Source organism: Sedimentitalea xiamensis (assembly GCF_030164465.1).
GTDB classification, from domain to species: domain Bacteria; phylum Pseudomonadota; class Alphaproteobacteria; order Rhodobacterales; family Rhodobacteraceae; genus Sedimentitalea; species Sedimentitalea xiamensis.
In genome coordinates this window covers 66,566-90,836 of the sequence record NZ_JASNJE010000008.1, presented here as the reverse complement: position 1 = coordinate 90,836, position 24,271 = coordinate 66,566, and the positions used below count along the sequence as shown (strand labels likewise).

Annotated in this window: 23 protein-coding genes; 5 read left to right on the top strand and 18 right to left on the bottom strand. The window is 65.5% G+C overall.

Annotated features, from left to right (window positions below; translation table 11 throughout):
• Positions 1-43 precede the first annotated feature (43 nt).
• Both QO034_RS09065 and pdeM read left to right on the top strand, forming a co-directional pair.
• A complete protein-coding gene (locus QO034_RS09065) occupies positions 44-2,476 on the top strand; it encodes a ligase-associated DNA damage response DEXH box helicase (RefSeq protein WP_284485197.1) in 2,433 nt (810 codons plus the stop codon).
• 76 nt (positions 2,477-2,552) lie between these two features.
• Entirely contained in the window at positions 2,553-3,194 is a 642-nt protein-coding gene (gene pdeM / locus QO034_RS09060) for a ligase-associated DNA damage response endonuclease PdeM (protein WP_407696751.1), read from the top strand.
• A gap of 349 nt (positions 3,195-3,543) precedes the next feature.
• Here pdeM and folD read toward each other — a convergent pair whose 3' ends face one another.
• The 15 genes from folD to ruvC all read right to left on the bottom strand — a co-directional run bounded on the left by folD (position 3,544) and on the right by ruvC (position 17,028).
• The gene (gene folD, locus QO034_RS09055; RefSeq protein ID WP_284485196.1) at positions 3,544-4,437 is read right to left on the bottom strand and encodes a bifunctional methylenetetrahydrofolate dehydrogenase/methenyltetrahydrofolate cyclohydrolase FolD; all 894 of its coding nucleotides are present in this window, start codon (positions 4,435-4,437) and stop codon (positions 3,544-3,546) included.
• Positions 4,438-4,612: 175 nt separating this feature from the next.
• Positions 4,613-5,191: an MOSC domain-containing protein gene (locus QO034_RS09050; RefSeq protein WP_284485195.1), complete on the bottom strand. Its 579-nt coding sequence runs from the start codon at positions 5,189-5,191 to the stop codon at positions 4,613-4,615.
• A 145-nt stretch (positions 5,192-5,336) separates the two neighbouring features.
• Positions 5,337-7,253 (bottom strand): ATP-dependent zinc metalloprotease FtsH, encoded by a 1,917-nt coding sequence (gene ftsH / locus QO034_RS09045; RefSeq protein ID WP_284485194.1) that lies wholly within the window; start codon positions 7,251-7,253, stop codon positions 5,337-5,339.
• A gap of 75 nt (positions 7,254-7,328) precedes the next feature.
• Entirely contained in the window at positions 7,329-8,507 is a 1,179-nt protein-coding gene (tilS, locus tag QO034_RS09040; RefSeq protein WP_407696750.1) for a tRNA lysidine(34) synthetase TilS, read from the bottom strand.
• A gap of 71 nt (positions 8,508-8,578) precedes the next feature.
• On the bottom strand, positions 8,579-9,415 hold the full coding sequence (ybgF, locus tag QO034_RS09035; protein ID WP_284485192.1) for a tol-pal system protein YbgF: 837 nt from the start codon (positions 9,413-9,415) through the stop codon (positions 8,579-8,581).
• 10 nt (positions 9,416-9,425) lie between these two features.
• Positions 9,426-9,935, bottom strand: a complete 510-nt coding sequence (gene pal, locus QO034_RS09030; protein WP_284485191.1) for a peptidoglycan-associated lipoprotein Pal — start codon at positions 9,933-9,935, stop codon at positions 9,426-9,428.
• Between the two features lie 80 nt (positions 9,936-10,015).
• Positions 10,016-11,335: a Tol-Pal system beta propeller repeat protein TolB gene (tolB, locus tag QO034_RS09025; protein ID WP_284485190.1), complete on the bottom strand. Its 1,320-nt coding sequence runs from the start codon at positions 11,333-11,335 to the stop codon at positions 10,016-10,018.
• The gene (locus QO034_RS09020; protein WP_284485189.1) at positions 11,332-12,366 is read right to left on the bottom strand and encodes an energy transducer TonB; all 1,035 of its coding nucleotides are present in this window, start codon (positions 12,364-12,366) and stop codon (positions 11,332-11,334) included. The genes tolB and QO034_RS09020 overlap by 4 nt, the downstream gene beginning before the upstream one ends.
• A 9-nt stretch (positions 12,367-12,375) precedes the next feature.
• Positions 12,376-12,852, bottom strand: a complete 477-nt coding sequence (gene tolR, locus QO034_RS09015) for a protein TolR (protein WP_284485188.1) — start codon at positions 12,850-12,852, stop codon at positions 12,376-12,378.
• A gap of 3 nt (positions 12,853-12,855) precedes the next feature.
• Positions 12,856-13,551, bottom strand: a complete 696-nt coding sequence (tolQ, locus tag QO034_RS09010) for a protein TolQ (protein ID WP_284485187.1) — start codon at positions 13,549-13,551, stop codon at positions 12,856-12,858.
• 104 nt (positions 13,552-13,655) lie between these two features.
• On the bottom strand, positions 13,656-14,039 hold the full coding sequence (ybgC, locus tag QO034_RS09005) for a tol-pal system-associated acyl-CoA thioesterase (protein ID WP_284485186.1): 384 nt from the start codon (positions 14,037-14,039) through the stop codon (positions 13,656-13,658).
• A 110-nt stretch (positions 14,040-14,149) separates the two neighbouring features.
• Positions 14,150-14,773 carry a hypothetical protein gene (locus QO034_RS09000; protein WP_284485185.1) on the bottom strand — a complete coding sequence of 208 codons (624 nt, stop codon included), beginning with the start codon at positions 14,771-14,773 and terminating at the stop codon, positions 14,150-14,152.
• Between the two features lie 60 nt (positions 14,774-14,833).
• Positions 14,834-15,853: a Holliday junction branch migration DNA helicase RuvB gene (gene ruvB, locus QO034_RS08995; RefSeq protein WP_284485184.1), complete on the bottom strand. Its 1,020-nt coding sequence runs from the start codon at positions 15,851-15,853 to the stop codon at positions 14,834-14,836.
• 9 nt (positions 15,854-15,862) lie between these two features.
• Positions 15,863-16,537 carry a Holliday junction branch migration protein RuvA gene (ruvA, locus tag QO034_RS08990; RefSeq protein WP_284485183.1) on the bottom strand — a complete coding sequence of 225 codons (675 nt, stop codon included), beginning with the start codon at positions 16,535-16,537 and terminating at the stop codon, positions 15,863-15,865.
• Entirely contained in the window at positions 16,534-17,028 is a 495-nt protein-coding gene (gene ruvC / locus QO034_RS08985) for a crossover junction endodeoxyribonuclease RuvC (protein WP_284485182.1), read from the bottom strand. The genes ruvA and ruvC overlap by 4 nt, the downstream gene beginning before the upstream one ends.
• Before the next feature lie 345 nt (positions 17,029-17,373).
• Between ruvC and QO034_RS08980 the strand changes: the two genes are divergently transcribed.
• Positions 17,374-17,592: a DUF1127 domain-containing protein gene (locus tag QO034_RS08980; RefSeq protein WP_284485181.1), complete on the top strand. Its 219-nt coding sequence runs from the start codon at positions 17,374-17,376 to the stop codon at positions 17,590-17,592.
• A 172-nt stretch (positions 17,593-17,764) separates the two neighbouring features.
• Here QO034_RS08980 and QO034_RS08975 read toward each other — a convergent pair whose 3' ends face one another.
• Both QO034_RS08975 and QO034_RS08970 read right to left on the bottom strand, forming a co-directional pair.
• Positions 17,765-18,637, bottom strand: coding sequence for a 50S ribosomal protein L11 methyltransferase (locus QO034_RS08975; RefSeq protein ID WP_284485180.1), 873 nt, complete (start codon positions 18,635-18,637; stop codon positions 17,765-17,767).
• Positions 18,638-18,828: 191 nt separating this feature from the next.
• A complete protein-coding gene (locus tag QO034_RS08970; protein WP_284485179.1) occupies positions 18,829-20,061 on the bottom strand; it encodes an MFS transporter in 1,233 nt (410 codons plus the stop codon).
• 180 nt (positions 20,062-20,241) lie between these two features.
• On the opposite strand from QO034_RS08970, the gene QO034_RS08965 reads away from it, so the two are divergent.
• Positions 20,242-21,303, top strand: a complete 1,062-nt coding sequence (locus tag QO034_RS08965; RefSeq protein WP_284485178.1) for a YeeE/YedE family protein — start codon at positions 20,242-20,244, stop codon at positions 21,301-21,303.
• Positions 21,304-21,327: 24 nt separating this feature from the next.
• Here QO034_RS08965 and QO034_RS08960 read toward each other — a convergent pair whose 3' ends face one another.
• Entirely contained in the window at positions 21,328-23,553 is a 2,226-nt protein-coding gene (locus QO034_RS08960) for a primosomal protein N' (RefSeq protein WP_284485177.1), read from the bottom strand.
• A gap of 59 nt (positions 23,554-23,612) precedes the next feature.
• On the opposite strand from QO034_RS08960, the gene fsa reads away from it, so the two are divergent.
• Entirely contained in the window at positions 23,613-24,266 is a 654-nt protein-coding gene (fsa, locus tag QO034_RS08955) for a fructose-6-phosphate aldolase (protein WP_284485176.1), read from the top strand.
• The last annotated feature ends 5 nt before the right edge of the window (positions 24,267-24,271 follow it).

The window sequence follows — 24,271 nt, the reverse complement described above, 5'->3', positions numbered from 1 at the left end:
ACGACCCGTTCCAATCCTCGATATTAGCCGCTAAACTTGGCGGATGACCGGTCTTCCGCCCTCCATCGAACAGTGGTTTTCATCGCGTGACTGGGCACTGCACCCGCATCAGCGCGCCATGCTGGACGCGGCGGATCACCCGGCCACGCTGCTTATCGCCCCGACCGGCGGCGGAAAGACCATGGCCGGCTTCCTGCCGACGCTGGCCGACCTGACCACCGCGCCCCATCCGGGTCTGCACACGCTTTACATCAGCCCGCTCAAGGCGCTGGCCGCCGATATCAAGCGCAACCTGCGCACACCGGTGGAAGAGATCGGCTTGGACATCCGGATCGAGGATCGCACCGGCGACACGCCCGCCAGCCGCAAGAAACGGCAACGCGCCGATCCTCCGCATATCCTCCTGACGACACCGGAAAGCCTGGCCCTGCTGATCTCCTACGAGGATGCCCCGCGCATGTTCGCCGGATTGAAGCGCGTCATCGTCGACGAGATCCATGCGCTGGCCGAAAGCAAGCGTGGCGACCAGTTGATGCTGGCGCTGTCCCGCTTGCAGACGCTCTGCCCCGACCTGCGCCGCGTCGGCCTTTCGGCAACGGTTCAGGACCCGAAGGCCATTGCCGCCTTGCTGGCGCGGCATCCGGACCCCTGTGAAATCCTGATCGCGGATCCGGGACCGGTGCCTGACATCGCAATGTTGCAGACACGGGAACCGCCGCCCTGGGCCGGCGGCGGCGCAGCCTATGCGATCCCTGCGGTGCTGGATCGGATCCGCACCCACAAGACCACGCTGATCTTTCACAATACCCGCGCGCAGGCCGAGATTTTCTTTCACAACCTGTGGCTGGCCAACAGCGAAGGCCTGCCGATCGGCATTCATCACGGAAGCCTGGACAGGCAGCAGCGTCAGCGTGTGGAGGCGGCGATGGTCCGGGGCGAGTTGCGCGCCATTGTCTGCACCGGAAGCCTCGACCTCGGCATCGACTGGGGCGACGTGGATCTCGTCATACAGATCGGCGCGCCGAAGAACGTGAAACGGTTGGTGCAGCGGATAGGGCGGGCCAATCACCGCTACAACGCCCCCTCAAAGGCGCTTCTGGTCCCTGCCAACCGGTTCGAAGTCGTCGAATGCGTCGCGGCGCTGGAAGCGGCGACCGCCGGCGATCTGGATGGCGAGCCGCGCGGCCAGGGACCGCAGGACGTGCTTTGCCAGCATATCCTGATCGCCGCCTGCGCAGCACCGTTCCGCGCCGACGACCTGTTCGCGGAGGTGACGACCGCCGGCGCCTATGCGGACCTGACCCGCGCCGAATTCGACCGGTGCCTGGATTTCACCGCAACCGGCGGGTATGCCCTGCGGGCCTATGACCGCTGGCAACGCCTGCGGCAGGGTCCGGATGGTCGCTGGCACCTGCGCGATCCGCGCAGCGCCCAGCGTATCCGCATGAACATCGGCACGATCCAGGACACCGACACCCTGAAAGTCCGGCTGAAACGCAACCGGGTCGGCAAACCCCTGGGAGAGGTCGAGGAAGCCTTTGCCGCGACCCTGACACCGGGGGATACCTTCCTGATCGGGGGGCAAATCGTGCGCTACGACGGGTTGCGCGACATGACGGTCGAAGTCACACGCGACGCGGGCCGAACGCCCCGGATCGCCACTTTTTCCGGCACCAAGTTCGCCACCTCCACACAGTTGAGCGCCCGGATTCTCGAACTCTTCGCCCAGCCGCACTGGCCGCAGCTTCCCGAGCACACCCGAGACTGGCTCGCCCTTCAGAAGCGCATGTCGCGCCTGCCGGAACGGGACCGGCTGCTGATCGAGAGCTTCCCCCACGACGGGCGGGAACATGTCTGTGTCTATGGATTTGCCGGCCGCAATGCGCAGCAGACTCTGGGCCTGCTTCTGACCAAGCGGATGGAAGATCTGGGCCTGCATCCCCTGGGCTTCGTTGCGACCGACTATGCCACGCTGATCTGGGGGCTCGACCCGGTTCTGGACGCATCCGCGCTGCTGGATGCACGCAGCCTGCGCGACGGTCTGAAGGGCTGGCTGGATGGCAATGCGGTGATGAAACGGACCTTCCGCGCCAGCGCCACGATTGCCGGACTGATCGAACGCAATACGCCAAGCGCCCGGAAATCCGGTCGGCAGGCGACGTTTTCTTCCGATATCCTATATGACACGCTGCAAAAATATGACCCGGACCACCTGATGCTGGACATCACGCGAACCGAAGCCCTGCGCGGGCTGGTCGATTTTCACCGCATAGAAGAAATGCTGCAACGGGTCGGACCCCGGCTGGACCTGCTTCGCCTGCCCCGGATCACGCCGCTCGCAGCGCCTTTGCTGCTCGAAGTCGGCAAGGTGCCGGTCAAGGGCACCGCCGAGGAACGCCTGCTGGCCGAAGAAACCCGCCGGTTGATGGAACTCTCCGGGCTTCAGGAGGTGAACCGTGTCGCAAGCCCCGCCTGATCCGCCCAAAGCGCCGCCTTGCGCCCCTCAGGCACGCCAGACCGGTGAAGACCCTGGGATCGAACACGCCTTTTCCCTGGCCGGAGCCAGCCTGGTCGCGCTGGGATCCGGCGCGCTGTGGTGGCCGGAACACCGTCTCTTGTGCGTCTCCGACCTGCACCTCGGCAAATCCGTGCGTCTGGCGAAACTTGGCGGCAGCGCCCTGCCCCCTTATGACAGCCGCGAAACCCTGTCCCGGCTGTCCGACGACATCGACAGAACCGGCGCCGCGATGGTGATCTGTCTCGGAGACAGTTTCGACGACTTGGAATCCGCTGCGGGCCTGCCCGACCCGGAGTTGCGGCGGATCAGCCGTCTTCAGGCCGGACGCCGCTGGATCTGGATCGAGGGGAACCACGATCCCGGCCCGGTATCGCTGGGCGGCATGCACCTGGGCGAGCTGACGGTCGGACCCCTGACCTTCCGCCATATCGCGGACCCCGCCGCCAGCGCCGAAGTCTCGGGCCATTTCCATCCAAAGGTGCATCTGCGGATGCGCGGACATTCCCTGTCGCGCCCGGCCTTTCTGCTCGATGATCGGCGGCTGGTCCTGCCAGCCTATGGCAGTTTCACCGGCGGGTTGCGCAGCACCGACCGGAGCCTGACCGAATTGATGCGGCCCGGCGCCCTGGCCCTGCTGACCGGGCCGACCGTGCTTGCGGTGCCGATGCCGCGCTAGATCACCCCGGCCTCTTCCGGTTCCGGGCGATACTTCCGGCTGACCGGAACCAGATCGCCATTGATCGGTTCGAGGTGCGTCCCGCCATCGGATTTCACGCCGGGAAACCGGGCCTCTCAGATCCGGGCAGGATGCGCCGACTGACATATATGCCGCCGGGATTGCGGCGCTTCGGCAATCAGACTGACGCCCCTGTTGCGGGCCGCGGAGCCAGCCAAGCACCACCTGTCCGTCACGACGGGCAGGCGACTCCGGCACGCCAAGGGCAGCGGTCGGAGCCGGAATGCCCATCCGCGGGAAGATTCGCGGGCCGAAGTGGCCCCGCGAACGGGCGTCACGCCGGCCAAGGTCAGGCCGTCAGCCCCTGCGGTTCCTCCAGGCCGTTGGCACGGCAGGTGGCGGTCAGCGTATTGGCCAGCAGGCAGGCAATGGTCATCGGCCCGACGCCGCCCGGAACCGGTGTGATCGCGCCCGCGACGGCGGCGCAGCTGTCGTAGTCCACGTCACCCACCAGACGAGTGCCCCCATCCGGCTTGTCGATGCGATTGATGCCCACGTCGATCACCGTGGCGCCCGGTTTGATCCAGTCGCCCGGCACCATTTGCGGACGTCCGACCGCGGCGACCACGATGTCGGCCCGCCGCACCACATCCGGCAGGTCCTTCGTGCGCGAATGCGCGATGGTCACGGTGCAGCTGTCGCCCAGCAAGAGCTGCGACATCGGTTTTCCGACGATGTTGGAACGCCCGATCACCACCGCATCCAGCCCCGAAAGGCTGCCAAGGTGATCGCGCAGCATCATCAGGCACCCCAGCGGCGTGCAGGGCACCATGCTCTTCTGTCCGGTTCCCAGCAATCCCACATTGCTGATGTGGAACCCGTCCACATCCTTGGCCGGGTCGATGGAATTGATGACCAGGTCTTCGTTCAGGTGTTTGGGCAGAGGCAGTTGCACGAGGATCCCGTTGACCGCCGGATCGTTGTTCAGCCTGTCGATCAACGCCAGCAGGTCGGCTTCGGAGGTGTCCGCGTCCAGCTTGTGTTCATAGCTGTTCATCCCGACTTCGACGGTCTGCTTGCCCTTGGAACGCACGTAGACCTGGCTCGCCGGGTCTTCGCCCACCAGGACCACGGCCAATCCGGGCTTCAGCCCATGATCGCGATTCAACCGTGCCACATGTTCGGCCACCTGCTCTCGGACCCTGGCCGCAAAGGCCTTGCCGTCAATAATCTGCGCGCTCATTTCCTGTCCTTCCTTTTGATCCCGATCCCGGCATGTCGCGATGTTGCGGACATGCCCGATCGCCATGGTGCTTCACCGCATGGAGTCAGCGTCAGGCTTACCGGTTTGACCGGAAATCGCAGGTCGGATTTCCGACATTTTCCCGATCCGATGCGTCGTGAAAGCGGGTTTGCCGTCAGGGCGTCCACGATCTCTGGTCCGGCACGAAAAGCCGCAGCCTGTCCCCCAGCGACACCCGGCCGGGCCGTTCGACCCAGGCCGTCAGGCCTCTCCGGCCTGTCGCGGCGGGTATGAAACCCTTGCCGAAGCCCGGCGCCTCGGCTTCGATTTCGCGCGCCGGAAAAACGCAGGGGCCGTTTTCCAGGTCGACCGTCAAGGTCGCGCCGGACGCGAATTGCAGTCGCGACGACGGCGGAAGATGCGTCAGATCGGGAATGCCCCGCAGGATCATGCTGGCGCCGATCAGGGCCGGGTCCAGCTCTGCCATGCCCATGCCACGGGCGATTTCATCCATCTCCTCGCTGGACAGGATGCTGAGCTGCCGGGTGTTGGTGATCTCCGTGCCCTTGAGATAGAGATTCGTGACCCGGGAACAGGACGGGCGGCGCACCCCCTCGTGCTGCTCGCCGGCAACCCCGCCGAATTGCAGATCCAGCGAGTCCTTGGCCTGCGACCGCAACGACCCGCTGTTGGCAGGTACGTATCCAAGCCAGACGACTTCGCCCTCGTATTCCGTTTCCTTCAGTCCGGCCAAACCCGTTCTCATTTCCTGTCAGCCACAGAATGACAACTCCTGCCGGGCACATGTTTATCCGACCGAGTCGGTTCCGCCAGCCTAAAACGAAAAAACCCGAGCGTGCTCCGGCAGCTCGGGTTTCTTCCTGTCAAGCCGGTGTCGGTCAGGCCAACGGTTCCGGTTCAAGCCCGCCATCCGGCGGCGACTTCTTCGGCTTGGTTTTCGGAATCGCGGTGACGCTCGGCGCGCTGCCCTGATCCGGGGCATCGTCATCGTGATCCCCTGACTGCGGCGGATCGCCATTCATCACCCGTTTGATTTCCTCGCCGGTCAGGGTCTCGTATTCCAGCAGACCGAGGGCCAGCCGTTCCCATTCCTCGTTCTTTTCCTGAAGGATGCCATAGGCGCGGTCGTAAGCTTCCTCGATGAAGCGTTTGACCTCTTCCTCGATCAGTTCCTTGGTGTGGGCCGATACGGAAAAGCCCGGAGTCTGACCGGAATAGCCTTCATGCGCTTCGGCATAGTCGATATTGCCAACCTTTTCCGACATGCCCCAACGCAGCACCATCGCACGGGCCAGCGCGCTGGCCTGCTGGATGTCGCCCGCGGGACCGTTGGAAACGTTGCCTTCGCCCCACTTCAGGATTTCCGCGGCCTTCCCGGCCATGGTCATCGCCAGCTTCTGTTCGCATTCGGACTTGTGCCAGTTCAGCCGGTCGATCTCGGGCAGGCTCACCACCATGCCCAGGGCGCCGCCGCGCGGAATGATCGTGGCCTTGTAGACCGGATCGCATTCCGGCAGCGCCATGCCGACCACCGCATGTCCGGCTTCGTGATAGGCGGTCTTTTCCTTCTGCTCCGCCGTCAGCACCATGGATCGCCGTTCAGCGCCCATCATCACCTTGTCCTTGGCGTTCTCGAAATCCTCCATGGTGACGAACCGGCGGCCGACGCGCGCCGCCATCAAGGCCGCCTCGTTCACGAGATTCGCCAGGTCCGCGCCGGAAAAGCCGGGGGTGCCGCGGGCGATGATGCGCAGATCGACATCCGGTCCAAGCGGAGTCTTGCGCGCATGGACGCCGAGGATCTTCTCGCGGCCCTTGATGTCGGGGTTGGCGACCGTGACCTGCCGGTCGAACCGGCCCGGACGCAACAGCGCCGGATCCAGCACGTCCTTGCGGTTGGTGGCGGCCAGGATGATCACGCCTTCATTGGCCTCGAACCCGTCCATCTCGACCAGAAGCTGGTTCAGCGTCTGTTCGCGTTCGTCGTTGCCGCCGCCGTAGCCCGCGCCCCGATGCCGGCCGACGGCGTCGATCTCGTCTATGAAGACGATACAGGGGGCGTTCTTCTTGGCCTGCTCGAACATGTCGCGCACACGGGAGGCACCGACGCCGACGAACATCTCGACAAAGTCGGAACCGGAAATGGTGAAAAACGGCACCCCCGCCTCGCCGGCGATGGCGCGGGCCAGCAGGGTCTTACCGGTGCCCGGAGGGCCGACCAGCAAAGCGCCTTTCGGGATCTTGCCGCCCAGGCGGCTGAATTTCTGCGGGTTGCGCAGGAATTCGACGATTTCTTCCAGTTCTTCCTTGGCCTCGTCGATACCCGCCACGTCGTCAAAGGTCACGCGGCCGTGCTTCTCGGTCAGCATCTTGGCCTTGGACTTGCCAAAGCCCATCGCGCCGCCCTTGCCGCCGCCCTGCATCCGATTCATGAAATAGACCCAGACCCCGATCAGCAGCAGGAAGGGCAGCAGTGTCACGAGGAAGGACTGGAACCCGGATTGCTGCTGTTTTTCCGCACGGACCGGAATGTTGTTGTTTATCAGCAGATCCGTGATGCCGGCGTCTTCCGGCTTGATCGCAACGTAGTCCACCCCATCCGATCCACGGAACCGGATCTGTTCGCCATCCAGCGTCACCTGGCTCACGTCGCCGTTTTCGACCGAGGCCACGAACTGAGAATAGGGGATCTCACGGCTTTGCATCGTGCCGCCCGGCCCGCTGAACAGGTTGAACAGAGCAAGGATCAGCAGGAACAGGACAACCCAAAAGGCAATATTGCGTGCATTTCCCAAGGAAACTCTCCTAAATCCGGGGCCGGAAGGATCACGGCCCGCTTCAGACTTAAAATAGAGAGGAAACGCTCAGGTTCAATGCGATAATAGCGAAGCAAAGAACTCCTCTTCACCGCCGGTCAACCGGACCTTCCATCCTTCCGGCCGGCCGGCCAAAGGCGCCGCGAGCAGCTCGTCGTCTTTCCAGATGGCCGGAGACGCGATCACGGACGACAAGGGCCGTCCGGTCAGCCGCCAATCCGGGCAGTCGCTGACGCCCTTGCGGCCGAGAGGCCGGATCTCGACACCGGCCTCGCATGGCCCGTCCAGGCGCCAGCGCCGGTCCCAGATCTCCTGTGGTCCGGACCGTTCGTGCCGCACCGCATTGAATTCGCGGCAAACCCAGATCCGATTGCCGTGACTCAGCACATGGCAGCCGCCCAGCGTGATCGCGCGCCCCTGCCGGGCCGCATCCAGCGCCTGCGATACCGGGACCCGGCGCAGCACCTGATCTTGGCCGCCTACCCAGAGGATCGCGCGGGTCAGCAACCGCCGCGCGATTTCCGCTGGCAGCGTCCGGAAACGGCGCAGATCCATCGACACATCGCCGCCATCGACCACCGCGAGGTCGCGTGCGGACAGGAAACCGAACCAGTCCAGGGCTTCGCGCGCCTGCGCCATGTTTCCCGCAACGTCGGACAACACCTGCGCGGTAAGGCCGATCGGCGCCAGCAGTTTCAGCGCTTCGCGCACCTTCACACGGTCGAACCGGTCATCCTCGTTGGACGGATCCTCGCTCCAGGCGATGTCGTGGCCCCTCAGGTAATCCCGCAATTCCTGCCGCGTGGCGCCCAGAAGCGGGCGCAACAGGTTGATTCCGTGCAGGGTGCGGCGCACCGGCATGGCCGACAGTCCGTTGACGCCGGACGACCGGGCCAGCCCCATCAGCACGGTTTCCGCCTGATCATCCGCCGTGTGTCCGAAAGCCACGACCGAAATCTCCAGCGTTTTCGCCCATTCGCCGATCAGCCGATACCGGGCATCCCGCGCGCGCGCCTGCAGGTTGCCGGTTCCGTCCCAGCCCGTCCATCGCAGGGTCGTGTGGGCGATTTCCAACCGTTCGGCCAGTTCACCCACCTCTTCGGCCTCGCGGGCGGACTGCGGGCGCAAACCGTGATCGACCGTTACGGCGGCCACCTCGACCGCTCCCGGTTCAAAGCAGCGGGACAGGATGTGAAGCAACGCGACCGAATCTCCGCCGCCGGAAACCGCCACACCCAGCCTGGCTGGCGGAGCGGCTCCGAATTGCGCCCTTGTCCGGGCCAGAATATCGCGATCCGCCCCCGTCAAGAACAGCCCAGAGCAGCCATTTCCTGTCGCGCCGGTTCGACCGCTTCGGCGGCGGGAAAGCGGGTCGCAACTTCGCCCAGGGTTATGCAAGCCTGACTTGTCTGACCGAGACGCCCAAGCGCCGCCCCCAGTTCGAACAGGGCCGCGGGCGCGACGGCGCCATCGGTATCGGCGGAAAAACTGGCCAGGTAGGCCCGCGCCGCCTCGCGCGTGTCGCCAAGTCCATCCAGCGCGCGCCCCCGGCTCAATTCGGCCTCAGCCGTCAGCGGACTGCCCGGATAGGTCTGGTTGAACGTCGAAAACAGCTCTGCGGCCTTCGCGTTGTCACCGTCCTGCAACGCCTGTGCGGCAATCCTGAAATCCGCTTCCTCGCCGACTGCGAGTTCGCCGCTTTCTCCCGTTTCGGCAGGCGCGGGAACCGAGGCTGACACCTTCGGGCCGGGAACGTCACCGCCCAATGTCGTGGTTTCACCGAGCTTCGAGACATCGCCGCCTTCCAGTTCGACCAGCCGGAATTCCAGATCCCCGATCCGGTTCGTCCCGTCCGTCACGACCCGGTTGATCCGGTTTTCCAGATCCTCGGACTGTGCCGTCAGGCGTTGCAGTTCGTTCTCGATGGCGGCGACCCGGTCCAGAACCGTGGTTCCCGCCAGGTTCCCGGCTGCGGTTCCGGTGGTCGACAACTCCCGCTTGAGTTTCTGGACTTCGACATAGAGGACCGTCAGTTCCTGGCGGATATCCGCCAGGGTCTGCTGATCCTGCGCTGTCGCCCTGAAGGGAGCGGCCGCCAATCCGACCGCCAAAACCATTGCCAGACTGTTCAGAACCCTCATCCGCATATCGTCAGCTCGTCAATCCGCCGGCCAGAACCGTGACCGCGCGCCGATTGCGGGCATAGCAGCTTTCATCGCTGCAAATCTCGATCGGGCGCTCCTTGCCGTAGCTCACCGTCTGAAGGCGGTTGCCGGCGACCCCGCGCGAGATCAGGTATTCGCGCGCGGCATTGGCCCGGCGGGCACCGAGGGCCAGGTTGTATTCGCGGGTGCCCTGCTCGTCCGCGTGCCCTTCGATGACGGCGGAATAGTCGGTGTTCTTCATCAGCCACTCGGCCTGGCCGTTCAGGATGCTCTGGCCTTCCGGCGAAATGGTGGACTGGTCCACGGCGAAAAGAACCCTGTCGCCGACGGCCTGCTGGAAATAGGCGACCGAGGTCGGATCCGACGGCAAGCCCGAACCGGACACGGAGCCGCTCCCGGCGCCGCCCGCACCCGCGCTGTCAAAGCGCGAAGAATTGCTGCAGGCGGCCAAGGCCAGCACCGCACCGAAGATAACAAGTCTGCTCAGAAGTCTCATGCCGATTGCCCCGTTGTTTTGTTTGTTAAGACATTTCTATCACAGCGGATTCGCCTTGTGAACGCACCATGACGCACAGGTTACTTTTGCAGCGGAGACCAGGACGGATCGGACCCGCCATCGGGCGTCCGGACAGGTTTCAGGTTCCGCCCGGTGATATCCACCGAATAGAGTGAGGACCGGCCGGTTTCGCCCTGCGTCTCGCGGGCGAACATCAGCACCCGGCCATTGGGCGCCCAGGTCGGGCCTTCATCCAGGAAGGACGCCGTCAACAACCGTTCCTCGCTGCCGTCCACGCGCATGACGCCGATGTGGAACCGCCCCTTGTTCTGCTTGGTAAAGGCAATCAGGTCGCCGCGGGGCGACCAGACGGGCGTGCCATAGCGCCCCTGTCCGAAACTGATCCGGGTGGCTTCTCCGCCGCCAGCGGGCATGACGTAAAGCTGCTGGGTGCCGGAGCGGTCGCTTTCGAACACGATCTGGCTGCCGTCCGGTGCAAAGCTCGGCGCGGTCTCGATGGACGGGGCCGTCGTCAGCCGGGTCTGTGTGCCGGTGGCGATATCCAGCCGGTAAAGATCGGTGTTGCCGCCCTGTTCCAGCGAAAACACCACCGTACGCCCGTCCGGCGCGAACCGCGGCGCAAAGCTCATGGTGCCTTCCGTCTGTTGCAGGACGCGACGCTGCACGTTGCCGACGTCAAGGACGTTGATGCGCGGAAATCCGCTCTCGTAGCTGGTGAACAGCACCCGATCGCCGGTCGGCGAAAACCGCGGCGCCAGAACGATCGACGAACTGTCGGTCAGATACTGCACGTTCGCGCCATCGTAATCCATGATCGCGAGCCGTTTCAGCCGCTGGTCCTTTGGCCCGGTTTCAGAGACATAGACGACCCGGCTGTCGAAATAGCCGCCTTCCCCGGTGATCCGGCTGTAGACTTCGTCGGCGACCTTGTGCGCCATCCGTCGCCAACCGTCCGGCGAGCCGACGAATTGCAGCCCGTTGCCCAGTTCCGCGCCGGAAAACACGTCATAGACCCGGAACCGGACCGTCAGCTTGCCCCCGGCCACCGAGACCGCTCCGGTGATCAGCGCCTGCGCGTTGATCGCTTTCCAGTCCGCATACTGGATCGGTGCTGCGAAATCCGTCACCTTGCTGATATGCGCGCTGTCCGGGATCTGACGGAACAACCCGGTGCCCGTCAGGTCGTCGGCAATGACCTGCGAAATCTGCGCCGCCTGCGCCGCCGCCTCGGCAGTGTCGGGCACGAAGGTCGGCACCGCGAAAGGAAGCGGTTCGATCACGCCCTCGGTGATCTCGATCCTCAACGGTCCGGTCTGCGCCGCCAATGGTGCCGCCAACAGGGTTGCGCCGACCAGCAAGCACGACAGAAGTCTCATCATTTGATCCGCATCCTCTCCGGATTGAATGTCATCTCGATATCACGCCATTGACCATATTTCTCGGCCGGAAGATCAAATCCTGTTGATCCGCAGCGAATGATCGCCCGGCGGGCGGCCTCGAAGGCCTGACGGGCTGATCCGCTGTCCCCCCCCGAACTGGACAGCATGCGGATCGAATCGCTGATCGGCTTGCCATCCTGCGCCATCGACACGCCGACCACCACCGTGGTCGCCAGCGCCGCCGAGGACAACGACCCGACGTTCCAGCATTCGGAGACCGCCACGCGCAGCGCGTCCTTTTCGCCCGCCGACAAGGGCGGACCGGTCGGGGCCTCGGGCGCGTTCGAACCGGCGCTCAGGGCTTCGGCCAGCGCGGCATTGACCGCGTCAGACGTGTCCGGGGCCGGTTCCGGTTCGGGCGCGGTCTCCTGGATCGGCTGGGCCGTGGGCGTCGGGGCCGGCGTCGGACGCTCGGGCCGAATCGATGGCGGACGCGGCGACAGTTGCGGCGCGAAGGTCTTCGCTTCGACCGCATCGGCCTCGGTCACGATCCGGTCGGTGGCTTCCTCCGGGGCGGTCGCTTCCTGTTGTTCCTGCGGCGTCTCGGCCCCGGCGTCATTGGTGACCTCGGTGCGCGTCTGACTGTCCGGCTTCGCATCTTCCGGAGGCGTGGGCACCGGTTCGGGCGCGACGCGTTCGATCGGTTTGGGCGCGGCCGCTTCCGGCACGACGACGGGCTCCGGTTCGTCGATCTCCGGAATCGGCTGCGGTTCCGGCGGCTGGACCACCGGTTCGGGTTCCGGAGCCGGGACGGATTCGGCCGCCGGTTCCGGCCGGATCGGCGGCCGCGGGCTTTCCCGCACCGTTTCGGGCTCTCGCGGCGCTGTCAGGGCGGCAAAGTCCTCGGACGAGATCACCGACACCTCGCGCACCTCAAACGGCAGAGGTTCGGACCGGAAAGCTCCGCCCAGGAAGGCCACTCCGATCAGGCCCGCATGGGCAATCGCAGAAATCTTGGTGCCGGTGTCCAAACCGCCGCCTCACTGCCGGCCGCTGTCCAGCGTCGGCCCGCCGACATCCGTCACCAGGCCCACGTTGGAAAACCCGCCCGCGTTGAGCGCCCCCATCACCTGCATCACGCTCTCGTAGGGAATGGCGCCGTCCGCGCGCAGAAACACCCGGTCGGTGTCCCGCTCCGCGGCGATGGCGCGCAGCTTGTTCACGAGATCGTCCCGCGGCGTCGGCGTCGTCTGGATCTGCACTTCGCCATCCGCCGTGATCGTCACGGTCAACGGTTCCTCGGAATCCGTCGGCAGGGCGTTCGCCGCCGTTTTCGGAAGTTCCACCGGAACCCCGACCGTCAGCAGCGGCGCGGCCACCATGAATATGATCAGCAACACCAGCATGATGTCCACGAAGGGCGTCACGTTGATCTCCGACATCGGCCGGGCGCGGCGGCGCCCGCGCCTGCGGCGGCGCCCGCCGCCCGCTTCGGACTGCTGAACCCCGGCCCCCATGATCTAGCTGTCCAACTGGCGCGACAGGATGGTCGCGAATTCGTCGGCGAAAGCTTCGTATCCGGCAACGATGCGGTCGCTGTCCGCGCTCAGCTTGTTGTAGAAGATGACCGCCGGAATTGCGGCAAGCAGGCCCAGCCCCGTGGCCAGCAGCGCTTCGGCGATACCGGGCGCGACCACGGCGAGGTTTGTGTTCTGCTGTTCGGCGATCTCGATGAAGGCGTTCATGATCCCGATCACGGTGCCGAACAGCCCGATGAACGGCGCCGTCGACCCGATGGTGGCCAGAACCGGCAAGCCTCTTTGCAGACCCTCGGCTTCCTTGTTGATCGCCACGTCCATCGACCGGTCGATCCGCGACTGCGCGCCGGCGATGAGACGCCCGTCGGTGCGGTGGCTACGCCGCCATTCGGTCATCCCGGCGGCGAATATCTTCTCCGAATTGCCATCCGGCTGCGCCCCGATCTGTTCGAACAACCCGTCAAGAGGTTCGCCCGACCAGAAGGAGCGGTCAAAGATCGATGCCTCGGCCCGCGCACCCCGGAACACGATCAGCTTCTGAAGGATGATCGCCCAGGACCAGACCGACGCCACTGTCAGGATGATCATGACCAGCTTGACGGCGAAGGTCGCGCGCGCGAAAAGACCCCACAAGGAAAAGTCAATCTCCTGCGCCAGCGCAAGTGTTTCTGCTTCCATCTGCCTGCTCTTTGCTCGTGGCCGTTTTCTTTCCGGCCTTTCGTTCGCCACAGCCTATCGCAGTTGGCCCGGAAATGCCAATAGATCCGCGCGATCCACCTGCGTCACTTGATCGATGCGCGAATCTCCGCTGGCAGGCGCACAGGCCGCCCGTCCGCCGTCATGCACACCGCCGTGACCACCGCGCGAAAGATATCCTTGCCGTTCTTTTTCACCACTTGCGCCATCACGAGGCGTGCGCCAGTGATCTTCTCAACCGTTGTTTCGATCTCCAATTCGTCCTCGAACCGCGCCGTCGAGATGTAATCCGCTTCGATCCGCCGCACCACCCAGACCAGACCGGCGTCGCGCATCGCGTTCTGGTCATTGCCCAGCTGGCGCACCCAGTCGCTGCGGGCCCGCTCGATATAGCGCAGATAGTTCGCGTGATAGACGATTCCGCCCATATCGGTGTCTTCGTAGTAGACCCGAACCGAAAACCTGTGCATCCCTGTCGCTCTCCTTCGTCGTGATCGTTCAACCATTTCGGGCGGGATCCCGCGCCCGGTCCCCCACTACCGATGTGCGCCGCAATGCACACCCGCCGAAACCGGGCGGATCACCGCGTCGCGGACAGGCGCGCAAAGATCCGCAGCGCATGGGAGGCATCCTGCGCCGCGCCCGGCAGGACCGGATCGTAGGCGGCCCGGATCACCCCGGCGATCTCGGGGCGCAGCACCATCCTGTCCCGCGCCAACGCCAGGGGCGAGCGGTCCCGGAACGCCAGGTCCGACCAAAGCAGCACGGTCTGCACGACCTGCGACAGCGCCAGTGCTTCAGCGGACACCGCGCCGAGATTTTCGTCCATGCACAGAAACACGAACGCCGCGCGGATCGATCCCGTGCCGTCAAAGCGGAAGACCCTGTACTGGTTCGCCTCCGCCGCTTTCAGCCGCAGCACCAGAGGTTCGAGATCCGGCAGCATCCTGTCCAGATCGGGTACCGCCGGCAGTTCGTCCCATGCCCGCAGGAAGAACACCATGCAGTTGCTTCCAAGCTCCGGATCCGTCTCCGCCATCCGGTGTCCGGCGAGGGCGCAAACTGCTTCAAAGGCGCCCTTGATGACCGGCAGGGTTTCATCCTGCACCCCGAACACCACCGGCACAATCGGACGCCCCCAGCGCGCAAACGCATAGGACCCGTCGCTGCGGGTGAACAGGGCCTCGATCTCCTCGGGTGTCACGTCGCCTTCCTCTTGCGCAAAATACTCCCGCCGGAGGCATAGAACGCATGGCCCGCGGGTTCAATCGAACAGATCGTTCTGACCCCGAGGCGCGACCAGACCCAGATGAGACCACGCCTTGTGCGCCAGCATCCGCCCCCGCGGCGTGCGCTGGATCAGCCCCTGCTGCAACAGGAAGGGTTCGATCACGTCTTCCAGCGAATCGCGGCTCTCGCTCAGCGCCGCGGACAGGGTCTCGATCCCGACAGGTCCGCCCATGTAGTTCTCCGCGATCAGCCGCAGATACCGCCGGTCCGCGCCGTCAAGCCCCAGATGGTCCACCCCAAGCCGGGTCAGCGCGCCATCCGCCAGTTCCCGCGTGATACGGCCGTCACCCTCGACCACCGCGAAATCCACCACCCGGCGCAACAACCGCCCGGCAATCCGCGGCGTGCCCCGCGCCCGGCGGGCGATCTCGCGCGCACCGTCCGACTCCGCCGGCACGCCCAGCAGCCGGGCATTTCGGCCGACGATCTCATGCAGCTCCTCGATGGTGTAGAACTGAAGCCGGGTCGGGATGCCGAACCGGTCGCGCAGGGGTGTCGTCAGCAGCCCCATCCGTGTCGTCGCCCCGACCAGCGTGAAGGGCTGCAGCTCGATCCGCACCGTGCGCGCCGCCGGACCCTCGCCGATCACGAGATCCAGTTCGAAATCCTCCAGCGCCGGATAAAGGACTTCCTCCACCGCCGGGTTCAGGCGATGAATCTCGTCGATGAACAGCACGTCCCGCGCCTCGAGGTTGGTCAGGATCGCGGCCAGATCGCCGGCCTTGGCCAGCACCGGACCCGAGGTCATGCGGAAATTCACCCCCAGCTCGCGCGCCATGATCTGCGCCAGCGTGGTCTTGCCAAGCCCCGGCGGGCCGTGAAACAGGGTGTGATCCATCGCCTCGCCGCGCTGGCGGGCGGATTGGATGAAGACCTTCAGGTTGGCGCGGGCCTCTGCCTGACCGATGAATGCGTCCAGCGTCTGCGGGCGCAGCGCCCGATCGTTGTCGTCAGGCAGCGGCTCCGGGCGCAGGGTCGGGTCGGTATCGGACATCGCGGCGGCCTACCCTTTCGGTGCGAGCAGCTTCAAGGCCGCCCGGATCAGGTCCGCTTCGCCCGCTTCGGGCAAACCGGCGGAAGCCTCCGCCACGGCCCCCGCGGCATCGCCCGGAGCATATCCGAGATTGGACAAGGCCGACAACGCCGCCGCCTGCGCAGCAACATCCGACACCGGCGCCGCCGCGCCTTTGCGCGGCGCCGGTGCGGCGGCCTCGATGGCCGGCGCAGCGGTCCCCGTCGACTCGGGAACCGGCTGAAGACTGCCCATGGCCATGACGGCCGGGGCCTTGTCCTTCAGGTCGAGAACGACCCGCTGCGCGGTCTTCGGACCGACGCCCTTGGCCGCCTTGATGCTGGCCGCATCGCCCAGGGCGATGGCGCGCCCGACGCCGTCCGGCCCCAGCGCGCCCAGGATCGCCAGCGACACCCTGGCCCCGACCCCCTGCACGGAACAGAGCAGGCGGTGCCATTCCTTCTCCATCAGCGTCAAAAAGCCGTAGAGCTGCATCAGGTCCTCGCGGACCACCATGTCGGTGAAAAGCGACACCGCCTCGCCCGGTCCGGGCAGGGCGGCCAGGGTTCTGTCGGAACAGAACACGATATACCCGACCCCCTGCACATCGATCAGCACGTGATCCGCGCCGCGATATTCCAGCCGTCCGCGCAGCCGCCCGATCACGCCCGCACCTCACGCAACAAAGGCCGCGCACCGCCGTAAAAGGCATGACAAATGGCGACCGCCAACGCGTCCGCCGCATCCGGTCCCGCCGGGACGCAGCCGGGCAGCTGCAACTTGACCATGTGATTCACCTGCGCCTTGTCCGCATGCCCGACCCCGACCACGGTCTTCTTGACCCGGTTGGGCGCGTATTCTCCGACGGTCATCCCCGCCTGCGCCGGCACCAGCAATGCGATGCCGCGGGCCTGGCCCAGCTTCAGCGTCCCGGCGCCGTCCTTGTTCACGAAGGTCTGTTCCACCGCCGCCGTGTCCGGGGCGTAGCACCGCAGAACCGCGGTCAGCTGATCGTAAAGCGACAGCAACCGCCCCGCCAGATCGGCCCCGTCCGAGCGAATCTGACCATTCGCCACATGGCTCAACCGCGAGCCCTGTGAGTCGATCACGCCCCAGCCCAGGCTGCGGAGCCCCGGATCGATGCCCAATATTCGCATGTCTGCCCGTTTCCCGGCGCCATTTGCGCACATCTTGTTGCTTTTTTGATGCACTAGCACGAAACGCGAACACGGTCCAAGCGTTTTGCACCGCGGCATGAACGCGACAGGGGATCGCCCATTGGCGACACGACGCCCGAAACCGACAGCCTGAAAACCCGAAAACGACACTTTTACCGGCGGATTTCTGCCAGTCTTCAAAAGGCGATAACGCAGGTTCGACCCATGCTGGAATTGCATAGGGACATTGCAATTTATGCTGCTTGCCGCGCCGAATGCCTGTCCTTATCTGCCGTCCATCAAACAATGCACCTGCATTCACACACTGTAACGAAGGACACGGATATGGCTGTTTTCGACACCACCCGCACCACCTATGGCTCTCACGGCCTTTTCAGCCGTATCGGCGGCTTCGCCGCCAACATGATCGGCATGCTCTCGGCCTGGAATGACGCGCGCGTCACGCGCAATGCTCTGTCCAGCCTCACCGATCGCGAGCTGGAAGACATCGGGTTGGTCCGCGGTGACATCGACCATGTGGCGGCAAGCCGCATCACCTATTGAGACGCGCCCGACCCGGCCCCGACAAACCGGGGTCAGAGTTTCCGCGACCGATCACATCATGAAGACAGCCGGGTCATACACACTCGGCTGTCTTTCTCGTTTCAGGCGCCGCGTGACGCATCCGCCTGGAACGGCCCCGCGCCGGCGAAACGCGCCACCCATCCCGGATTTTCTACGCGGCGACCCCGAGCACCAGCGTCGTCCAGTCGCCGATCTGCTCGCGCGCCACCAGATCGGTTCCGACGCCGCGATAAACCGCGATCACATCGTCGGCCTGTTCGTTCAGGATGCCTGAAAGGATCGCGCGACCGCCGGGTTTCAGATGCGCCACGAGATCCGGCGCCAGGGCCACCAGCGGCCCCTTCAGGATATTGGCGAAAATCAGATCGCAGGGCGCGAGAGCCGCAAGCGCGGGGTGATCGAACCCCGCGGCCTCGACACAGGTCACGCGGCCTTCGAGCCCGTTGGCGCGCAGGTTGGCCGTGGCCACCTCGACCGCGACCTCATCAATATCGCTGGCCACGATCCGGCCGTCCCAGACCCGCGCCGCCGCCATCGCAAGAACGGCGGTGCCGCATCCGACATCGGCCACGCGCTGCGCCACGAAACCCGAATCGACAAGTCGGTCCAGCGCCCGCAGGCATCCAAGAGTCGTGCCGTGGTGGCCGGTGCCAAAGGCCATCTGCGCCTCGATCAGCAGCGGCAGGGCATCGGCCGGAACCTTGTCGAGATCATGGCTGCCATGCACGAAGAACCGTCCCGCCGCGACCGGGGCGAGTTCCCGCCGCACATGGGCCACCCAGTCCGTTTCCGGGACTTCGGACACCACGAAGGGTTTCGCGCCAAAGCTGGCGGACAGAAGCGCCAGACCGCCGACGTCGGGGGTTTCCTCGAAATAGCCGCCCACTTCCCACAGGCCGGAGCCATCCTCGACCTCGAAGACCCCGACGCCGGTAGGTTCGGGCACCAGCCGTTCCATCGCCGCCCCAAGGGCTTCGGCCGGTTTGCGGCCCGTCAAGGTCGTGAGCGCGGTGTAGGTGGTCATCATCATCTCCTGAATCGGTCCGCATGCGCGTAGGGACGCGGCGGGACGAGGTCAAGCGCGGGAAGCTGCCCGCGGACCGGTCCGACCACGAAACGCCAGCCCCGGAAGGCCGCGGCCCCGCCCGCCAGCACGTTGGCCGCCTGGGCATAGATGACGCCGGGGGCTGGAACCGCCCCTGCCCGGCCATGGCCCTATTCGGCGGGCGCAGGCAGCCCGCGCGCAAAGATCGTCTCGTGACCCGGTTCGGGGTGGCGCGGGATCAGCATCGCCAGGCTCAGCGAGATCAGCGCCATGCAGGCCGCCAGCCCGAACACGGCCGACGGGGACACCACCCAGAGCAGCCCCAGCAGCACCGGCAGGAACACCGCCGCGATGTGGTTGATGGTGAAGGCGACGGCGGCCGTAGGCGCAATGTCGCCCGGATCCGCGATCTTCTGGAAATAGGTTTTCAGGGCCAGCGCCAGCCCGAACAGAATATGATCCACCACATAGAGCGTCGCCGCCAGCGCCACGCCCCATCCGAACCAGTAGACGCCGCCATACATCAGGAACACGATGGCCAGGCCGATGTATTCGCAGATCAGCGTGCGGCGTTCGCCGAAATGCCCCACCGCCTTGCCGAGAAAGGGCGCGACGAGCATGTTGACGATCAGGTTGATCAGGTAGAGCCCCGTCAGTTCGTGCACCTTGAAGCCGAAATTCTCGACCATCATGAAGCCCGCGAAGACCATGAAGATCTGCCGCCGGGCCCCGGACATGAACTGCAACGCGTAATACAGCCAATAGCGCCTGCGCAGCACCATCTTCTTGACCTGCGGATGCGGCGCTTCGAACTGCGGGTAAAGAACCATGCACAGCACGGCCATGGCAAAGGTCACGCCGCCCGCCGTCATGAACACGAGGTTGTAGGTCAGCCCCAGGGGTTCCCACATCAGCACGATCAGGACGAAGACCACCAGCGTCGTCGCGGAACTCGCGCCCATGATCCAGCCCAGCATCTGCGGCGCGCGGTCCTTGGGCAGCCATTGCAATTGCAGGGACTGGTTCACGGTTTCGTAGTAATGGAACCCGATGGAACTGAGCAGCGTCAGGAACAGCAGCCCGCCAAGGCTCGGCAGCCAGGCGGTGAAGGCGGTGGCAACGCCCAGCAGGGCCAGCGACACCAGGCCCAGCACTTGTTCGCGCACGAAGATGATGATGGCGATCACGCCGACGGCGAGGAAACCGGGAATCTCGCGCACCGTGTGCAACAACCCGATATCGGCCCCGTCAAAGCCCGCAACCTCGATCACGAAGTTGTTCAGCAGCGCATACCAGGCATAGAATGCGACCGGCATCGACATCGACATCACGAAGAGCAGCGTCGTCGGCCTGCGCCACAATGGCATCTGCCGCGCCTCCGATATGGGAACGATGGTTGTCATGTGAACGGCATACGCCCCTTCGCGAACCTTGGCGAGCCATTTTCTTGCCTGCGGGCGGGAACGGGATGCGGCCCTGCGGGCCCTAGCCCGGCGCAGCCGGATACGCATCTGATCTGCATCAATGCGCGCGGCCCGCGTTTTCAATATATCGCGTTTCGTGAATGAATTCGGAGCGCGCCCATGGATCTCGTAGGCCTCATCGACCGCATCGGCGAAGCGCCTGTCGCCGCCCTGTTCGGACTCGTCACCGGCACGGTGTTCGGAATCGCGGCACAGCGATCCCGGTTCTGCCTGCGCGCGGCGACGGTCGAATTTGCACGGGGCCGGATGGGAGACAAGGTGGCCGTCTGGCTTCTGACCTTTTCAACGGCGCTGGTCTGGGTGCAGGCCGCGCAGCTTTTCGGGCTGATGAACAGTGCTGACGCCCGGATGATGGCCGTGCCCGGAAGCTGGTCCGGCGCCATCGTCGGCGGCCTGATGTTCGGCGCCGGCATGGTGCTGGCGCGCGGCTGTTCGGGCCGCCTGCTGGTTCTGGCGGCGACCGGCAACATGCGATCCATCGTGTCGGGACTGATCTTCGCCGTGGTCGCCCAGATGAGCCTCTCGGGCATCCTGTCGCCGCTGCGGGACAGGATCGCGGCGCTCTGGATCACCGAGGGCGGGCGTAACATGAACCTGCTGTCGACCATCGGCGTTCCGCAATGGGCGGGGCTGGTCCTGGGGCTGCTGATCGCGGTGGTCGCACTTGTCCTGTCGCGGCGGAACCGGATCGGCGCGTCGCGGCTGGTCTTCGCATCGGGCGTCGGTTTCGCGGTCGCCCTGGGCTGGGTGCTGACCTATTCGCTTTCGCAAGTGGCGTTCGAACCGGTGCAGATCGAAAGCGCGACCTTCACCGGCCCGTCCGCCCACACGCTGATGTTCTTCCTGGATCGCAACGCCATCCTCGAATTCGATGTCGGTCTGGTGCCCGGCGTCTTTCTCGGCGCTCTGTTCGCGGCGGGGTTCACGGGCGAGCTGAAATGGCAGGCGTTCGACGGTCCCGCCACCATGCGCAAGGCCATGATCGGGGCCGCCCTCATGGGCTTTGGCGGCATGCTGGCCGGAGGATGCGCCATCGGCGCCGGCGTGACCGGCGGGTCGATCTTTGTCGGAACGGCGTGGTGCGCCCTGTTCTTCATGTGGATCGGCGCGGTGCTCACGGACCTGCTGGTGGATCAGCCTGCCGAAGCGGCGCTGGCATGAACCCGTCCGCGCCCGATCCGGGGACTAGTAGAAACTCTGCGGGTCGATATCCACGCTCAGCCGCAGGTCGCCCTTCAGCCGGACCGGCGCGATCCAGCGGGCCAGCGCGTCCTGCAGCGGCGCGGATTTCGCCGCCTTGACCAGCAGCCGCACCCGGTGACGACCGCGAATCCGCGCGATCGGCGCGGCCGCCGGGCCGAACACCTGCGCCCCGATGGCGCGCAGCGGCGCATCGTTGCGGGCCAGGGCGTTGCCCAGATCGAACACCTGCGCCACGTCCGGCCCGGACAGGATGATGCCCGCCAGGCGCCCGAAGGGCGGCACGCCCGCCGCGTCCCGTTCCGCGGCCTCGGTACGCCAGAACGCGGTTTCGTCCCCCGACAGGATCGCCCGGATCACCGGATGTTCCGGCTGAAAGGTCTGCAACAGCGCGGTTCCCGGCTTGTCGGCCCGGCCTGCCCGCCCGGCGACCTGCCGCATCAGTTGAAAGGTGCGTTCGGCGGCGCGCAGGTCCGCCCCCTGCAACCCCAGGTCGGCGTCGATCACGCCCACCAGGGTCAGCAGCGGAAAATTGTGCCCCTTGGCAACCAGTTGCGTACCGATGACGATGTCGGCCTCGCCGGCGGCGATCTTCTCGATCTCGGCCTTGAGCGCCCTCGCGGAGCCGAAGAGATCGGAGCTCAGCACCGCGATGCGGGCATCGGGAAAGACCTGCGCGGCCTCTTCGCCCAACCGTTCGACGCCGGGGCCGACGGGGGCGAGCTTGTCCTCTGCCCCGCAGGACGGGCAGACGGTCGGGATCGGCCGTGTCTCGCCGCATTGGTGGCACATCAGCCGTTTCAGAAACCGGTGTTCCACCATCCGGGAATCGCAATGATCGCACGCGATCTGCTGGCCGCAGGCCCGGCACAGCGTCACCGGCGCGAACCCCCGGCGGTTGATGAACAGCATCGCCTGTTCGTTCCTGGCCAGCCGCTCCTCGACCGCCCTGCGCAGGGTCGGTGAAATCCAGGTGCCGGCCTGCATCTTTTCGGCCCGCATGTCGATGGCCCGCATCTCGGGCATCACCGCCGGGCCAAACCGCGATCCGAGTTCCACCATGCCGTATTTGCCGGACTGCGCGTTCGCCCAGCTTTCCAGGCTGGGGGTAGCGCTGGCCAGAACCACCTGCGCGCCGCAGATCGCCGCGCGCAGCACCGCCATGTCCCGCGCGTTGTAGAGCACCCCGTCTTCCTGCTTGTAGGACGTGTCGTGTTCTTCGTCGACGATGATGAGGCCGAGGTTCTGGAACGGCAGGAAAAGCGCTGACCGCGCGCCGACCACGAGCTGGGCCTCGCCCCGGCCGACCATTTTCCAGACCCGCCTGCGTTCGGTCATGGTCACGCCCGAATGCCACTCTGCCGGAAGCGCCCCGAACCGGGATTGAACCCGCGTCAGGAATTCGGCCGTCAGGGCGATTTCCGGCAACAGGACCAGCGCCTGCCGCCCCCGGCGCAGGCATTCCGCCACCGCTTCCAGGTAGACTTCGGTCTTGCCGGACCCGGTGACGCCCTTGAGCAGGGTCGTGCCATAGCTTTCGCCGCGAATGGACTCGCACAGGATCCTTGCGGCGGCGGCCTGGTCCGCGGTCAGCTCCTTGCCGGGCCGCGCCGGGTCCAGCCGGGGCAAGGGCAGATCGCGCGGGCTGTCCTCTTCGCGCACGACGCCCTGTTTCACCAGCCCCTTGACCACCGATGTCGTGACCCCGGCCATGTCCGCCAGCTCCTTCAGCGTGAAGGACAGGCTGCCAAAGTCGTCGAGCGCCGCGATCACCCGCCGGCGCGCGTCGGTCATCCTATCAGGATCGCCCGCGCCGCGCCGATAGACCTTGCGCATCGACGGCGGGTCCGACAGGCCCGGCGCGCGCGTCGCCAGGCGCAGCATCGCGGGCATCGGCGTCAGGGTGTAATCCGCCGCGCGGGTGAGGAAGGTCTTCATCTCGTCGCGCATCGGGGCCACGTCCAGCACACGGATGACCGAGCGCACCCTAGCCGGGTCGAAATCGCCCTGTCCCGGCCCCCAGACCACACCGAGAACCTTGCGCGGTCCCAGGGGAACCTCGACGAATGCTCCGGTCATGCAGCCCCCCTCGGGCGCCTTGTAATCCAGCAGCCGGTCAAGCGGTTGCGTCGTCAGAACGGCCACGAGCGCGCCATGATCGAAGAAATCCCGCTCGCTCAACCTGCCGCGCCTCTCTGGGGGTTTGATCATCTCCGCTCATGGGGTAAAGCCAAGCCGATCCAAGGCCAACCCATCAAAGGACGCTGCCCATGAAATTCTTCGTAGACACTGCCGAAATCGACGCGATTGCCGAACTCAACGCTCTCGGCATGGTCGATGGCGTCACCACCAACCCGTCGCTGATTCTGAAATCGGGCCGCGACATTCTCGAAGTCACCAAAGAAATCTGCGACCTGGTGGACGGCCCCGTGTCCGCCGAAGTGGTCGCCCTGAACGCCGACGAAATGATCGCCGAGGGCCGCAAGCTTGCCGCCATCGCCGACAACATCGCGGTCAAGGTGCCGCTGACCTGGGACGGTCTGAAAACCTGCAAGGTGCTCAGCGGCGAAGGCCATATGGTGAACGTCACCCTGTGTTTCTCGGCCAATCAGGCGCTGCTGGCGGCAAAGGCCGGCGCGACCTTCATCAGCCCCTTCATCGGACGGCTGGATGACATCAATCTCGACGGGATGGAGCTGATCGCCGACATCCGGACGATCTATGACAATTACGGTTTCGAAACCCAGATCCTCGCGGCCTCGATCCGGACCGTGAACCACGTCACCGAAAGCGCCCGCATCGGCGCCGACGTGATCACCGCGCCGCCGGGCGTCATCAAGGCCCTGGCCAGCCACCCGCTGACCGACAAGGGACTGGAACAGTTCATGGCCGACTGGGCGAAGACCGGCCAGAAGATCCTCTGACCGCG